The sequence below is a fragment of the Streptomyces sp. NBC_00273 genome (assembly GCF_036178145.1).
Classification (GTDB): domain Bacteria; phylum Actinomycetota; class Actinomycetes; order Streptomycetales; family Streptomycetaceae; genus Streptomyces.
Map to the genome: position 1 here is coordinate 4,739,030 of NZ_CP108067.1, position 13,233 is coordinate 4,752,262.

14 protein-coding genes are annotated in these 13,233 nt (G+C 72.4%); 10 read left to right on the top strand and 4 right to left on the bottom strand.

Annotated features, from left to right (window positions below):
* Nucleotides 1-2 precede the first annotated feature (2 nt).
* Both nadC and OG386_RS20530 read left to right on the top strand, forming a co-directional pair.
* Entirely contained in the window at nt 3-971 is a 969-nt protein-coding gene (nadC, locus tag OG386_RS20525; RefSeq protein WP_328789363.1) for a carboxylating nicotinate-nucleotide diphosphorylase, read from the top strand.
* A gap of 3 nt (nt 972-974) precedes the next feature.
* Nucleotides 975-1,784 carry a type III pantothenate kinase gene (locus tag OG386_RS20530; protein WP_327383966.1) on the top strand — a complete coding sequence of 270 codons (810 nt, stop codon included), beginning with the start codon at nt 975-977 and terminating at the stop codon, nt 1,782-1,784.
* A gap of 48 nt (nt 1,785-1,832) precedes the next feature.
* Here the strand turns inward: OG386_RS20530 and OG386_RS20535 are convergent, their stop codons facing one another.
* Nucleotides 1,833-2,042, bottom strand: coding sequence for a hypothetical protein (locus tag OG386_RS20535; RefSeq protein ID WP_328789364.1), 210 nt, complete (start codon nt 2,040-2,042; stop codon nt 1,833-1,835).
* Between the two features lie 198 nt (nt 2,043-2,240).
* Here OG386_RS20535 and OG386_RS20540 point away from each other — a divergent pair, with 198 nt between their 5' ends.
* Both OG386_RS20540 and OG386_RS20545 read left to right on the top strand, forming a co-directional pair.
* Entirely contained in the window at nt 2,241-3,368 is a 1,128-nt protein-coding gene (locus OG386_RS20540) for a DUF5937 family protein (protein ID WP_328789365.1), read from the top strand.
* Nucleotides 3,369-3,600: 232 nt separating this feature from the next.
* Nucleotides 3,601-5,151 (top strand): M28 family metallopeptidase, encoded by a 1,551-nt coding sequence (locus OG386_RS20545; protein WP_328789366.1) that lies wholly within the window; start codon nt 3,601-3,603, stop codon nt 5,149-5,151.
* 148 nt (nt 5,152-5,299) lie between these two features.
* On the opposite strand, the gene OG386_RS20550 is transcribed toward OG386_RS20545, so the two are convergent.
* The gene (locus OG386_RS20550) at nt 5,300-6,244 is read right to left on the bottom strand and encodes an SAM-dependent methyltransferase (protein ID WP_328793304.1); all 945 of its coding nucleotides are present in this window, start codon (nt 6,242-6,244) and stop codon (nt 5,300-5,302) included.
* Between the two features lie 154 nt (nt 6,245-6,398).
* Between OG386_RS20550 and OG386_RS20555 the strand changes: the two genes are divergently transcribed.
* Both OG386_RS20555 and OG386_RS20560 read left to right on the top strand, forming a co-directional pair.
* Nucleotides 6,399-7,601: a sensor histidine kinase gene (locus OG386_RS20555; protein ID WP_328789367.1), complete on the top strand. Its 1,203-nt coding sequence runs from the start codon at nt 6,399-6,401 to the stop codon at nt 7,599-7,601.
* Between the two features lie 17 nt (nt 7,602-7,618).
* The gene (locus OG386_RS20560; protein WP_189744054.1) at nt 7,619-8,296 is read left to right on the top strand and encodes a response regulator; all 678 of its coding nucleotides are present in this window, start codon (nt 7,619-7,621) and stop codon (nt 8,294-8,296) included.
* 278 nt (nt 8,297-8,574) lie between these two features.
* Here OG386_RS20560 and OG386_RS20565 read toward each other — a convergent pair whose 3' ends face one another.
* Together OG386_RS20565 and OG386_RS20570 are read right to left on the bottom strand one after the other, a co-directional pair.
* Complete coding sequence (locus OG386_RS20565) at nt 8,575-9,978, bottom strand: PH domain-containing protein (RefSeq protein WP_443053184.1); 1,404 nt, start codon at nt 9,976-9,978, stop codon at nt 8,575-8,577.
* The gene (locus OG386_RS20570; RefSeq protein WP_328789368.1) at nt 9,975-10,466 is read right to left on the bottom strand and encodes a PH domain-containing protein; all 492 of its coding nucleotides are present in this window, start codon (nt 10,464-10,466) and stop codon (nt 9,975-9,977) included. The genes OG386_RS20565 and OG386_RS20570 overlap by 4 nt, the downstream gene beginning before the upstream one ends.
* Before the next feature lie 31 nt (nt 10,467-10,497).
* Here OG386_RS20570 and OG386_RS20575 point away from each other — a divergent pair, with 31 nt between their 5' ends.
* From OG386_RS20575 to OG386_RS20590, 4 genes are all read left to right on the top strand, one after another.
* A complete protein-coding gene (locus OG386_RS20575) occupies nt 10,498-11,640 on the top strand; it encodes an NADH-quinone oxidoreductase subunit D (RefSeq protein WP_189744048.1) in 1,143 nt (380 codons plus the stop codon).
* 36 nt (nt 11,641-11,676) lie between these two features.
* Nucleotides 11,677-12,525, top strand: coding sequence for an arylamine N-acetyltransferase family protein (locus tag OG386_RS20580; RefSeq protein WP_328789369.1), 849 nt, complete (start codon nt 11,677-11,679; stop codon nt 12,523-12,525).
* Nucleotides 12,526-12,555: 30 nt separating this feature from the next.
* The gene (locus tag OG386_RS20585; protein ID WP_327383973.1) at nt 12,556-12,771 is read left to right on the top strand and encodes a hypothetical protein; all 216 of its coding nucleotides are present in this window, start codon (nt 12,556-12,558) and stop codon (nt 12,769-12,771) included.
* Nucleotides 12,772-12,891: 120 nt separating this feature from the next.
* The gene (locus OG386_RS20590) at nt 12,892-13,209 is read left to right on the top strand and encodes a hypothetical protein (RefSeq protein WP_328789370.1); all 318 of its coding nucleotides are present in this window, start codon (nt 12,892-12,894) and stop codon (nt 13,207-13,209) included.
* The last annotated feature ends 24 nt before the right edge of the window (nt 13,210-13,233 follow it).

The window sequence follows — 13,233 nt, forward strand, 5'->3', positions numbered from 1 at the left end:
CCGTGAGCACCCCCGAACTTCCCCTGATCGACCAGAACGACGGCGGCTGCGGCGACGACTGCGCCTGCGGCGACGGCGAGGAGAGCGGCCTGGACCCGGCGCTGGCGCAGCTGCTCGCCGACGCCGGCCTGGACCCGATCGAGGTCGAGGACATCGCGCACATGGCGCTGTCCGAGGACCTGGACGGCGGCGTGGACGTGACGACCGTCGCGACCGTGCCGGAGGAGGCCGAGGCCGTCGCCGACTTCGTCGCGCGCGAGGACGGTGTCGTGGCCGGTCTGCGGATCGCCGAGGCCGTGTTCTCCGTGGTCTGCACGGAGGCCTTCGAGGTGGAGCGGCACGCGGAGGACGGCGACGCCGTCGAGGCCGGGCAGCTGCTGCTGTCCGTGCGCTCGCGCACCCGTGACCTGCTCACGGCGGAGCGCAGCGCGCTGAACATCCTGTGCCGGCTGTCGGGCATCGCGACGGCCACCCGCCGCTGGGCCGACGTGCTGGAGGGCACCTCGGCGAAGGTCCGCGACACCCGCAAGACGACGCCGGGCCTGCGCTCGCTGGAGAAGTACGCGGTGCGCTGCGGCGGCGGCGTCAACCACCGGATGTCGCTCTCGGACGCGGCGCTGGTCAAGGACAACCACGTGGTGGCGGCGGGCGGTGTCGCCCAGGCCTTCAAGGCCGTGCGCGAGGCCTTCCCCGAGGTCCCGATCGAGGTCGAGGTCGACACGCTGGAGCAGATCGGCGAGGTCCTGGAGGCCGGCGCCGACCTGATCCTGCTGGACAACTTCACGGTCGAGCAGACCGCGCAGGCCGTGGCCCTGGTGGCCGGCCGCGCGGTGCTGGAGTCCTCCGGCCGCCTGACCCTGGACACCGCCCGCGCGTACGCGGAGACCGGCGTGGACTACCTGGCGGTCGGCGCGCTGACCCACTCCTCGCCGATCCTGGACATCGGGCTCGATCTGCGCGAGGCGGTGTAACCCGTGCTCCTCACCATCGACGTGGGCAACACCCACACGGTCCTGGGCCTGTTCGACGGTGACGAGATCGTCGAGCACTGGCGCATCTCGACCGACCCGCAGCGCACGGCCGACGAGATGGCCGTGTTGTTGCAGGGGCTGATGGGCATGCACCCGATGCTCGGCAGCGAGCTCGGCGACGGGATCCACGGCATCGCGATCTGCTCGGCGGTGCCGTCGGTCCTGCACGAGCTGCGCGAGGTGACCCGCCGCTACTACGGCGACGTGCCCGCGGTGATCGTGGAGCCGGGCACCAAGACGGGCGTGCCGATCCTCATGGACAACCCGAAGGAGGTCGGCGCGGACCGCATCGTGAACGCGGTCGCGGTGGTCGAGCTCTACGGGGGCCCGGCGATCGTGGTCGACCTCGGTACGGCGACCACCTTCGACGCGGTGTCCGCGAAGGGCGAGTACGTGGGCGGGGTGATCTCCCCGGGCATCGAGATCTCGATGGACGCGCTCGGCGTACGGGGTGCCCAACTGCGGAAGATCGAGCTGGCGCGGCCGCGCAACGTGATCGGGAAGTCCACGGTCGAGGCGATGCAGTCGGGCGTGGTCTACGGCTTCGCGGGGCAGGTCGACGGGGTCGTGACCCGGATGGCGAAGGAGCTGGCCGGACCGCACGGCGACCCGGACGACGTGCGGGTCATCGCGACCGGCGGGCTGGCTCCGATGGTGCTGGGCGAGTCCTCGGTGATCGACGACCACGAGCCGTGGCTGACGCTGATCGGGCTGCGGCTGGTGTACGAGCGCAACGCGCCGAACTTCGTGTAGTGCGGGCGGCGGGGTCCCGGGCCGGGTCGCGCTCGGGGCCTCGCCGGATCAGCACGCCCGCGGGCGGACGAACATCCGGCGCAGGGCGGCGCGCCAGGGGTGGCGGCCCGATCTGCCGTCCAGGACGGCGCGGGCCTGTTCGTACGAGCGGAGCGAGCGCAGGACGGCGACGTCGTCGCGCCCGGGCGGCGGGGGCATCGGGGCGCCCTGCTGGGAGGCCCGGTAGGTGTCGATCATGTACTGCTCGATTGCGGTCATGAACCAAGCCTCACCCCGTCGGCGGCATCGCGCACGACAGTTGACGTTCCCCGTCAATCGACGGCTCGAAAGCGCCCCCGCGGCCATAAATGATCACTCGTCCGGCCGTCGCGCCGGGCCGTCCCCGGCCACCCGTACGGCGGGGCCGACGGGCCCGTCCCGGCGTGCCCGGCGTGCGCGGAACGACAGAATGGCCTGATGAGCGTCACGATCGACATCGCAGGCCTGCCCATCGAGCGGATCACTTTCGCGCCTTCTCCGCTCGCCGAGCTCTGCATGGCCCTGCACGCGCTCTCCCAGCCCGCGCACCACCCCGGACTGACCTCCTGGACCACCGCCACCGCCGCCTCGCTCGATCCGTGCCTCGCGGACCGGCTGCTGGAGGCCGACTTCATGTGGCGGAGCTCGTTCTCCGACATCTTCATGCCCTTCGCCGGGCTGCCCGACGGAACCGGGCAGCCGGCCGCGACGCTGGCCGAGGCGCTGGACGTGCTCGACCGCCTCGACGACGAGCGGTTCGTACGGGCCGCCCTGGAGCAGTGCTGGCTGGCCCTCTACAACGAGGGCGGCCCGGCCTCCTCGCCGCTGGCGAACCCGGCGGCGCGGGCCAAGGCGCTGGAGACGGCCGCCGCCCGCGGCCCGCGCCAGCTGGACTTCTCCATACGGCTCCTCGACGACACGGCGGCCGTCCGGGTGTGGATGCGGCGCCTGCTGGAGGACTGCGACGAGGCCTTCTTCGGCGAGACGTGGAAGCGCGTCGAGCCCGGGCAGAGCGCCGACGCCCGGCACAAGACGGAGGTGCTGCGCCGCAAGGGGCTGCCGACCGTCCTGAAGGAGGTCTCGGCGGCGCTGAGCGTCGACGAGGGCGGCACCACCATCACCGCCGACAAGATGGTCCACGGATCGACGACCGCGACCGATCCCCGAATAGGCGCCGGTCTGGTCTTCGTGCCGACCAACTTCGGCTGGCCGCACCTGCTGGTGCTGCACGCGCCGGGCTGGCGGCCGGTGGTCCACTATCCGCTCGGCTCCCCCGAACTCGCCTCCGAGCCCGGCTCGGTGGAGCTGCTCCAGCGGCGGATGGAGGCGCTGGCGCACCCGATGCGGATGATGCTGTGCCGGAGCCTGGCCCGGGCCCCGTTCACGACGAGCGAGCTGGCGACCGTGTACGGGATCACCGCGCCGGAGGTGTCGCGACACCTGGCCGTCCTGAAGAAGGCCGGTCTGATGCACACGCGGCGCCAAGGCCGGTACGCCCAGCACCAGTTGAACCTGCCGGCGGTCGCCCGCATCGGATCGGACTTCATCGAGGGCATCCTCCGCTAGGACCAACCGGCGTGCGGTTGGCTTGATTTGGGCGGCCCAGACTCACCGATATACGGAATTCATAAACCGGAATCGGCGAAAACTCTGGCCATGGTGGCCACTTGCTGTCTAACGTGCGTCCACCGATCCCCCACGTAACGCGCACCACTTCTGCTCACGCGCACCGCCTCGCCATGCCCTGCTGTGCCCTGCTCCGCCCTGCCCTGCTCGCCTTTGCCGTGGAAGGACCTTCATGCCCTCACGCCGTATAGCCGCAGCAACCGCCGCCCTGGCAGCCGCAGCCCTCGTCTCGCCGCTGTTGCTGGCCGGACCGGCCGGAGCCACCGGAAGCCCGCAGAGCGACGCCGCCCGGGGTGACGCGCTCGCCAAGAAGCTGGTCAAGGAAGCGACCGGCAAGGGCGCCTACAACCACCTCAAGGTCCTGCAGTCGCTCGCCGACTACAACAACGGCAACCGCGCCGCCGGATCCAAGGGGCACGTGCAGTCGGCCAAGTACGTCGAGGCCGTGATGAAGGCGGCCGGTTACAAGGTCACCAGGAACGAATTCGACTTCGTGTACGTCGAGACCATCGAGGAGAAGCTGACGGTGGGCGGCGCGAACCAGCGCGACGTGCCGATCCACCTGATGTCGTACACGGCCAACAGCCCGGAGGGCGGTGTGACCGCCGGCGTCGCGGTCGCCCCGGTCGACGCGGACGGGACGAACGGCTGCGAGCCCGGCGACTTCGCCTCCGGCACCTTCACCGGCAAGATCGCCCTGGTCAAGCGCGGCGGTTGCACCTTCGCGGCCAAGCAGGCCAACGCGGCGGCGGCCGGCGCGGTCGGCGCGATCATCTACAACAACACCGCGGGCGCCCTCAACGGAACCCTCGGCGACCCGAACGCGGGCAAGATCCCGACGGGCGGCGTCACCCAGGCGGACGGCGAGCAGCTCGCCGCCGAGGCCGCGGCCGGCCCGGTCGAGGTCACCCTCGACATCCGGCAGCTGCGCGAGAACCGCAAGACGTACAACGTCATCGCCGAGACCAAGGGCGGCGACGAGAACAACACCGTCTTCCTCGGCTCGCACCTCGACTCGGTCGCGGCCGGCCCGGGCATCAACGACAACGGCTCCGGTTCGGCCGGCATCCTCCAGGTCGCGCAGCGCCTCGCGAGCAGCCAGACGAAGATCAAGAACAAGGTCAAGTTCGCCTGGTGGTCGGCGGAGGAGTTCGGCCTGCTCGGCTCCGAGGCGTACGTCGCCGGGCTGACGGACGCGCAGAAGAAGCAGATCAAGCTCTACCTGAACTTCGACATGATCGCCTCGCCGAACGCCGCGTACTTCGTCTACGACGGCGACGACTCGGACGCGACCGGCGCGGGCCCCGGCCCGGAGGGCTCCGCCCAGCTGGAGAAGGGGATCAACGACTTCCTCGACTCGAAGAAGATCCCGCACGAGGGCACGGACTTCTCGGGCCGCTCGGACTACGGCCCCTTCATCGAGGTGGGCATCCCGTCCGGCGGTACCTTCACCGGCGCCGAGGGCATCAAGACCCCGGAGCAGGCCGCGAAGTTCGGTGGCCAGGCGGGCGTCGCCTACGACGTGAACTACCACGGCAAGGGTGACGACATCACCAACATCGACCAGAAGGCGCTCGACATCAACGTCGACGTCATCGCGGACGCGGTCGGCCACTACGCCTTCGACCTGGCCCCGCTGTCGAAGCCGGTCGTCTCGCAGCCGACGGGCGGCACGGGCAGCGGCGGCGGCCTGCACCAGGGCCACGACGAGCTGACGCAGTAAGCACGCAGGCAGGCCGGTCGACAGGAGGGCCGGGATCCCGCAGCGGATCCCGGCCCTCCGCGCGTCGGCAACGGGCGCCGGGTGCTCACCGCCCCCGACCACACCACCCGGCCCGCGCCGGGCCGCCCCGCGCCGCGTGTCTCGTCGATCAGGCCCGGCCCGCGGTGCCCGGCCACGCCGGGACCGGGATGCCGGCCGGCTGGACCAGCCAGCCGAAGGCGCCCAGCCCGGCGCGGTCCGTGAGCTCCGCCGCCTCGCCGGCCGAGGACAGGGCCCGTACGTAGGCCAGCGGGTCCGTGGAGGCCAGGGCCAGCGGGGGCCGGGCGCCCGAGACGCCGAGCGCGGCCAGGGCCTCGCGCTGGGTCAGCAGAACGGCCCCCGGCCCCGCGCAGGAGTCCAGGGCCACGTGGGCGGTGACGTCGCAGGAGCCGTCCGGCACCGGCGGAACCTCCCGGCCGCCGCGAAAGCCCGTCAGGGTTCCGTAGGGGGGTCGCGCGCCCCGGGTGTGGGCGTAGTCCACGGCGACCGCCAGACCCCGCTCCAGGGTGCCGGCGGCGGCCGCCCAGGCCTCGTCGCGGGCCCGGCCGATCTCGGCGCGGCCGCCGCCGGGCCACCACCGCTCCAGCCAGGCCCGGTCCGCGCCGTCCAGCGGGCCGCCCGCGCTCTCCGTACCGTCCGGGGCGACCAGCACGTAGCGCCCGTCCTCGGCGACGTCCAGCGGCACGTTGTCCAGCCATTCGTTGGCGAAGAGCAGCCCCGTCGTCCCTTCGGGCGGGGCCGCGACCCAACGGATCCGCGGGTCGAGCCCGGCGGGCCGCTCCGCCCGTTCCACGGCGTACGGGCGCACCCGCGCGGCCGTCTGCGGCTCCAACGCGGCGAGCACCCCGGCCAGCAGCTCCCCCCGCCCGGCCCCGACGTCGACCAGGTCCAGCCCGGCCGGGTGCCCGAGCTCGGCGTCCACCCGGCGCAGCAGCCGGGCCACGGCCGCGGCGTACAGCGGCGAGGCGTGCACGGAGGTACGGAAGTGCCCGGCGGGTCCGGGCCCGCCGGGCCGCACGTAGAAGCCGTCGGGCCCGTACAGCGCGGCCTCCATCGCACTGCGCCACCGGACCGGAGTCACACCTTCACCCTGAGAGCTCACCGGACGAAGGCTATGCTTCCGTCCACCTTGGGGAGTACGCCCCCGGCGTCAGGTTCGCACCTCTGGTTGACTCCAGCACCTATCTGCGTTCCCTACTCTGGGTTACGTGCAGCGCCTCTACGACTTCCTCCGCAGACACCCGACGGGCGTCGACAGCTTCTGGGCTGTCTTCCTCTTCGGGATCGGGATGCTGCAAGTCGCCGACGACAGTTTCACCAGCACCACCGCACGGCTGCTCGCCGTCCCCGCGGTGGTCGCGATGAGCCTCGTGGTGGCCCTGCGCCGCAAGTGGACGCAAGGCATGTTCTGGCTGGCCGTCGGCACCGGCGTCTACAAGCTGATCACCCATACCGAGGTGAACAACGCCGACCTCGCGATGCTGATCATCCTGTACACGGTCGCCGCATCCGCCGAGGTCTCGCGCCGGATGTCCCGTACCGCGCTCGCCATCGGCTTCCTCGCCTCCCCCCTGTACGCCCTGCGCTTCCAGGTGGACAGGGGCGGCTTCCGCGACAACGTCCTCTTCACGCTGTTCGCCATGGTCCCCTTCGCCCTCGCCTGGGTGCTGGGCGACTCCCTGCGCACCCGCCGGGCCTACTACGCCCAGCTCGTCGAGCGGAACCAGCGCCTGGAGAACCAGCGCGAGGCCCAGGCCAAGGTGGCCGTGGCCGCCGAGCGCGCCCGGATCGCCCGCGAACTGCACGACGTCGTCGCGCACAACGTCTCGGTGATGGTGGTCCAGGCGGACGGGGCGGCGTACGTCATGGACGCGGCCCCCGAACAGGCCAAGGAGGCCCTCCAGACCATCTCCGGCACCGGGCGCCAGGCGCTGGCCGAGATGCGGCGACTGCTGGGCGTGCTGCGCACCGGCGAGCCGCAGGAGTCCGAGGACTACGTGCCCCAGCCGGACGTCGAGCAGATCGAGGTCCTGGTCGAGCAGGTGCGGACGGCCGGGCTCGCGGTGGACTTCGAGGTCGAGGGCGCGCCTCGGCGGCTGCCCAGCGGGGTCGAGCTGACGGCGTACCGGATCGTGCAGGAGGCGCTGACCAACACCCGCAAGCACGGCGGCCCCGACGCGAAGGCCAGCGTCCGGCTGGTCTACTTCGACGACGGGCTCGGCCTGCTGGTCGAGGACGACGGCCGGGGCGCGGCCCACGAGCTGTACGAGGACGGCGGCGCCGACGGCGCCGGGCACGGGCTGATCGGCATGCGCGAGCGGATCGGTATGGTCGGCGGAACCCTGGACGCGGGGCCGCGGCCCGGTGGCGGCTTCCGGATCAGCGCACTGCTGCCCCTGAAGAAGAAATGACGAGGACGAGGTAACTGATGTCCATCCGCGTGATGCTGGTCGACGACCAGGTGCTGCTGCGCACCGGTTTCCGTATGGTGCTCGCCGCCCAGCCGGACATGGAGGTCGTCGCCGAGGCGGGCGACGGCCTGGAGGCGCTGGAGGTGCTGCGGGCCACGAAGGTGGACGTGGTGCTGATGGACGTCCGCATGCCCCGGCTGGACGGGGTGGAGGCGACGCGGCGGATCTGCGAGCCGGAGGAGCACCCGAAGGTGATCATCCTGACCACCTTCGACCTGGACGAGTACGCCTTCTCGGGCCTGAAGGCGGGCGCGAGCGGATTCATGCTGAAGGACGTCCCGCCGGGCGAGCTGCTCGCGGCCATCCGCTCGGTGCACAGCGGGGACGCGGTGGTGGCCCCGTCGACGACGCGGCGCCTGCTGGACCGCTTCGCGCCGATGCTGCCGACGACGACGCAGGAGCCGCAGAACAAGGAGATCGAGCGGCTGACGGAGCGCGAGCGCGAGGTGATGCTGCTGGTGGCGCAGGGCCTGTCGAACGGCGAGATCGCGGCCCGGCTGGTCCTCTCCGAGGCGACGGTGAAGACCCACGTGGGCCGCATCCTGACCAAGCTCGGGCTGCGCGACCGGGTCCAGGTGGTGGTCCTGGCGTACGAAACGGGCCTGGTCCGCGCGGGCGGCGGCGGAGCCGGCTAAACGGCCCGGGAACCGCCCGGAGCCCGTACGCCGAGAGCCCGGTCCGGCCCCCGGCCGACCCCCTCGGCGGTTCGGGCCCTACCCGAAGGGCGGGGTCGGGGGTACCCGCCCGTAGAGCTCTTCAAGGCCGAGCAGCAGTACGGGTTCCCTCTCCTGCGAGACCTCGGCGCGCAGGGCGTCGCTGAACCCGGCCGCGCTGAAGCGACTCCGGCACCGCGACGAAGGTGGTACCGCCCGCCGCGAACGACGCGGCAAAGTGGCCAGCGGGCTTCCAGGGGCTACGTCATCCAGCGGTCCGGACGGGCCGCGGCCCGGGAGGTGCGGGAGCGGGCGGCCTGGGCGTGCAGCAGGGTCGCGGCCTCCGGCTCCGGGCGGAGCCGGGCCGTGACCGTGCAGTTCGCGCCGGTGTCCACGTGGACGTCGGCGACGCCGCGGGCGCGGGACCACGGGCCTTGCGTGAGGCGGACGCTCTGCACCTTGGCGTGCGGGACGATGTCCGTACGCCGGCACAGGCGGCCGTGCCGGGCGGCGAACACCTCCGGGGAGAGCGCCAGGGCGTAGCCCTTCCACCACACCGGGACCACCCAGCGGGACCCGGTCCGCGGGGAGCCGGAGAAGGACAGGGCCGCCAGGTCCACCCCGGGCAGCACCCGGGCGACGACGGCGGTGGCTGCGTCCCGCGAGGCCACCGGGACCAGGACGGTGTTGTTCGAGCCGGCGACCTTCAGCTCGACGCGGACCAGGCCGCGTCGCCGCCACAGCAGCGGCTCCACGATCCGTACGTTCTGCACGCGCCCCGGCGGCACGGTCTCGTGGGCCCGGTCCAGCAGGCCGTGGTCCAACCGCAGCCCGTCCGGGGACTCGGCGACCCGCCAGTCGTACTCGGTGAGGAAACGGCCCGCGGTGCCCGCCCAGACCGCGCCGAGCATCGGGAGCACGGAGACGAGGGCCGCCCACGGGCTGGAGCTGAGCCACCACACGACGACCGGCACGGTGAGCCCGGGGACCAACAGGACCCAGACGCCCAGGTTGAGCAGGAGCGACACGACGAGCTCGCGCGGTGTCACCCGCAGCAGTTCGCGCTCGGGGGCCTCACCCAGGCTCACGGCCTCCTCGGGGGCGAAGCCGGCCGCGCGGGCGAGGAGCTCGGCGCGCAGGGCGACGGCCTCCTTCTCGCCGAGGAAGGACAGCTGGTCCTTCTCCTCGGTGCCGATGACGTCGAGCCGGAGGCTGGCGACGCCGGTCAGCCTCGCCAGGAGGGGGCGGGTGACGTCCACGGCCTGGAGCCGGTCGAGGCGGATGTGCGCGGTGCGGCGGAAGAAGAGCCCGCTGCGGATGCGCAGTTCGGTGTCGGTGATGGCGTAGTGGGTGAACCACCAGCTCAGGAATCCGTAGGCGCCGAAGACCACGATCAGGCCCGCCACCGCCGCCACCCGCAGGAGGGCGGACAGGTCGGCCACCCATCTCTCGGCCTGGTCGCCCTGCTGGGCGATCACGCCGACGGTGGCGGCGATCGGCACCCAGGCGCGGCGCAGCGGGGTGAAGGGGTGCAGCCGGCGCTCCACGGCCGGGCCGCTCGCGGGGGCGGCGGTGGGGTCGGGGATGGGACCGGCCGTGGGGTCGGCGGCCGTGGGACGGCCCGTGGCGGGTTCGCCGGCGCCGGCGGCCGGGGCGGGGCTCACAGGCCCGCCGACCTTGCCTCGCCGAGGGCGGTGAGCCGGTCGCGCAGCCGCTCCGCCTCGGCCGGCACCAGCCCGGGGATCTTGGCGTCAGTGGCGGCCGCGGCCGTGTGCAGCTGCACGGAGGCCAGGCCGAAGCGGCGCTCCAGCGGGCCGGAGGTGACCTCGACCAGTTGCATCCGCCCGTACGGCACCACGGTCTCCTCCCGCCACAGCACGCCCCGGCTGATCAGCAGGTCGTCCGCGCGCTCGGCGTACCGCCAGGACCGCCAGTTCCGGCCGAGGAGCACCCACCCCCAGGCCAGGACCGCGAGCCAGAACGCCCCGAGGGCCGCCCACGCCGGCCCGAGCGTCAGCCCCAGTACGACGGCGGTCACGACGGCGAGCAGCACCGTCCACGTCAGCAACAGCGTCCGCCGCAAAGTGAGCAGCCCGCCCGGCAGCCCGACCCATGCGGGTCCGCCCGTCTCACCCATCGTCCCCGTTTCCATGCGTCCACCCTAGGGCTGAGACAATGCCCGCATGACGGAGACCACGGTCGGTATCGGCGGAGCGGCGGAGAGCACCGACATGGTGCTCAACATCGGCCCCCAGCACCCTTCCACGCACGGCGTGCTGCGCCTGCGCCTCGTCCTGGACGGCGAGCGGATCGTCAGTGCCGAACCGGTGGTCGGCTACATGCACCGCGGTGCGGAGAAACTCTTCGAGGCCCGCGACTACCGGCAGATCGTGATGCTCGCGAACCGCCACGACTGGCTGTCCGCGTTCTCGAACGAGCTGGGCGTGGTCATGGCCGTCGAGCGGATGCTCGGCATGGAGGTCCCCGAGCGGGCCGTGTGGATGCGCACCCTGCTGGCCGAGCTGAACCGGGTGCTGAACCACCTGATGTTCCTCGGCTCGTACCCCCTCGAACTGGGCGGCATCACCCCGATCTTCCACGCGTTCCGCGAGCGCGAGGAGCTCCAGGCCGTGATGGAGGAGATCTCCGGCGGCCGCATGCACTACATGTTCAACCGCGTCGGCGGCCTCAAGGAGGACCTCCCGGCCGGCTGGCTCGGCCGGGCCCGCGCCGCGATCGCCGACGTCCGGACGCGGATGGACGTCTACGACAAGCTGGTCCACGGGAACGAGATCTTCCGCGCCCGCACGCGCGGGGTCGGCGTCCTGTCCGCCGAGGCGGTGCACGCGTACGGGGTCTCCGGCCCGATCGCCCGCGCCTCCGGCGTCGACTTCGACCTGCGCCGCGACGAGCCGTACCTGGCCTACGGCGAGCTCCAGGACGTCCTGAAGGTGATCACCCGCACCGAGGGCGACTGCCTGGCCCGCTTCGAATGCCTGCTGGACCAGACCCACAACGCGCTCGACCTGGCCGTGGCCTGCCTGGACCGGATGGACGACCTCCCGCCGGGGCCGATCAACCAGCGGCTGCCCAAGGTCCTGAAGGCGCCCGAGGGGCACACGTACGCCTGGACCGAGAACCCGCTCGGCATCAACGGCTACTACCTCGTCTCCAAGGGGGAGAAGACCCCGTACCGGCTGAAGCTGCGCAGCGCTTCGTACAACAACATCCAGGCGCTGGCCGTACTGCTGCCGGGCCAGTTGGTGGCCGACATGGTGGCGATCCTGGGCTCGCTCTTCTTCGTCGTCGGCGACATCGACAAATAGCCGTCCCGCGGACATGTCCGGATCTAGGCTGTCCACATGATCACTGGCATATACACCGACTACCTGGCCCGGATCGGCATCACCGAACCCGGATCCCCCTCCGTCGAAGGGCTGTTCGCGCTCACGCGGGCCCATCTGGAGCGGATCCCCTTCGAGAACACCGAGATCCAGCTGGGCCGGCCGCCGGGCATCGACCCCGAGCTGTCCGTGCGCCGCATCGGCGCCGGGCGCGGCGGCTACTGCTTCCACCTCAACGGCGCCTTCGCGGCGCTGCTGGAGCACCTCGGGTACGACGTGACGCGCCACCTCGGGGGCATGAGCGCGGACCGCGAGTCCACGGAGGTGAGCGGGGACCACCTCACCCTGACCGTACGGATCGACGGGGAGGCCTACTTCGTGGACGTCGGCCTGGGCGACGGTCCGCCGGAGCCGCTGCCCCTGCGCGAAGGCCAGTACGAGCGGGGCTTCCGGTACGGCCTGCGGCCGTTCGGGAGCGCGGACGGGCCCGACGCGGGCTGGACCTTCCTCAACGAGGGCTCGCCCTTCCCCGCGATGAACTTCCGCTCGGCCCCGGCGACCATGGCCGACTTCGAGGACGAGCACCTGCGGCTGTCGACCGCCGAGGACTCCCCCTTCCTGCAGTCCTTCTTCATGCTGCGGCGCAACGCCGGGGTCATGAACCGGATGCACGGCAAGGTCCTGCTGACCCTCGACCCGCAGGGCGGACGCGACAAGCGCGAACTGGCCGGCCCGGAGGAGCTCTTCGAGGCCATGTCCACGGTCTTCGGGCGTGAGCTCGACGACCTGACGGCGGCGGACCGGGCGGCACTGTGGGCCCGGATCGAGCGGGCTCACGAGGCGTGGCTCGCCTCCCAGCAGGGCTGATTGTCGGTGCGGCAGGGCAGACTGGGCGGCATGTCCCACTCTCCCCGCCGGGCCTGCCCCTCCTGCGGTCGCGACTGCGCCGTCACCGCCGGACGGATCGCCCGCCACGATCCGCCTTCCGGGCGGGGACGCGGCGACCTGGTGTCCTGCCCCGGCTCCCGGGCCCGGGTGGTGCTCGGCGCAGCCGCGCCGACGCTGGACGGCTTCGTACTGTCCGAACACCCCGGGCAGCTACCGCTGTTCTGAGGGCCGGGGCGGCGGGGCGGGGGCTGAGGAGCTGACGAGCCGGGGAGCTGAGTACGGGGGCCCCGCGGGCTGAGTACCCGCGCGGATCCCCGTACGGCGGCCCCGCGGCACCGTGGTGGCATGACCCGGAAGCCACAGCCCGCCACCGTCTGCGTGTCCCGGATCCGGTCGCGCTCGGTGCTCGCCGCCCTGCTGTTCCTGCCCGCCCTCTTCGTCGTGAAGGTGATGGTGCTGACCACCGACCGGGGCGGCCGGTGCTTCGTGGACGACATCGAGTGCGCGCCCTTCCCGGTCGGCGCCTTCGGGGTGCTGCTCGCAGCCCTGGTGGTGTCCTTCGTCGTCGCGACCGCCGCGCCCGTGCGGGCGGGACGGGTCGCGCTCGCGGCTCAAGTGGCGCTGGAGGCGCTGGCCGTTCTGCTCGTCCTGACCTTCCCCTGACCTTCCCCTGACCTTCCCCTGACC

Bases quoted from the DNA above. Each gene is read 5' to 3' on its own strand.
- OG386_RS20535 (WP_328789364.1), bottom strand. From the start codon at position 2,042: ATGACCGCAATCGAGCAGTACATGATCGACACCTACCGGGCCTCCCAG.
- OG386_RS20540 (WP_328789365.1), top strand. From the start codon at position 2,241: ATGAGCGTCACGATCGACATCGCAGGCCTGCCCATCGAGCGGATCACT.
- OG386_RS20545 (WP_328789366.1), top strand. From the start codon at position 3,601: ATGCCCTCACGCCGTATAGCCGCAGCAACCGCCGCCCTGGCAGCCGCA.
- OG386_RS20550 (WP_328793304.1), bottom strand. From the start codon at position 6,244: ATGGAGGCCGCGCTGTACGGGCCCGACGGCTTCTACGTGCGGCCCGGC.
- OG386_RS20560 (WP_189744054.1), top strand. From the start codon at position 7,619: ATGTCCATCCGCGTGATGCTGGTCGACGACCAGGTGCTGCTGCGCACC.
- OG386_RS20570 (WP_328789368.1), bottom strand. From the start codon at position 10,466: ATGGAAACGGGGACGATGGGTGAGACGGGCGGACCCGCATGGGTCGGG.
- OG386_RS20575 (WP_189744048.1), top strand. From the start codon at position 10,498: ATGACGGAGACCACGGTCGGTATCGGCGGAGCGGCGGAGAGCACCGAC.
- OG386_RS20580 (WP_328789369.1), top strand. From the start codon at position 11,677: ATGATCACTGGCATATACACCGACTACCTGGCCCGGATCGGCATCACC.
- OG386_RS20585 (WP_327383973.1), top strand. From the start codon at position 12,556: ATGTCCCACTCTCCCCGCCGGGCCTGCCCCTCCTGCGGTCGCGACTGC.
- OG386_RS20590 (WP_328789370.1), top strand. From the start codon at position 12,892: ATGACCCGGAAGCCACAGCCCGCCACCGTCTGCGTGTCCCGGATCCGG.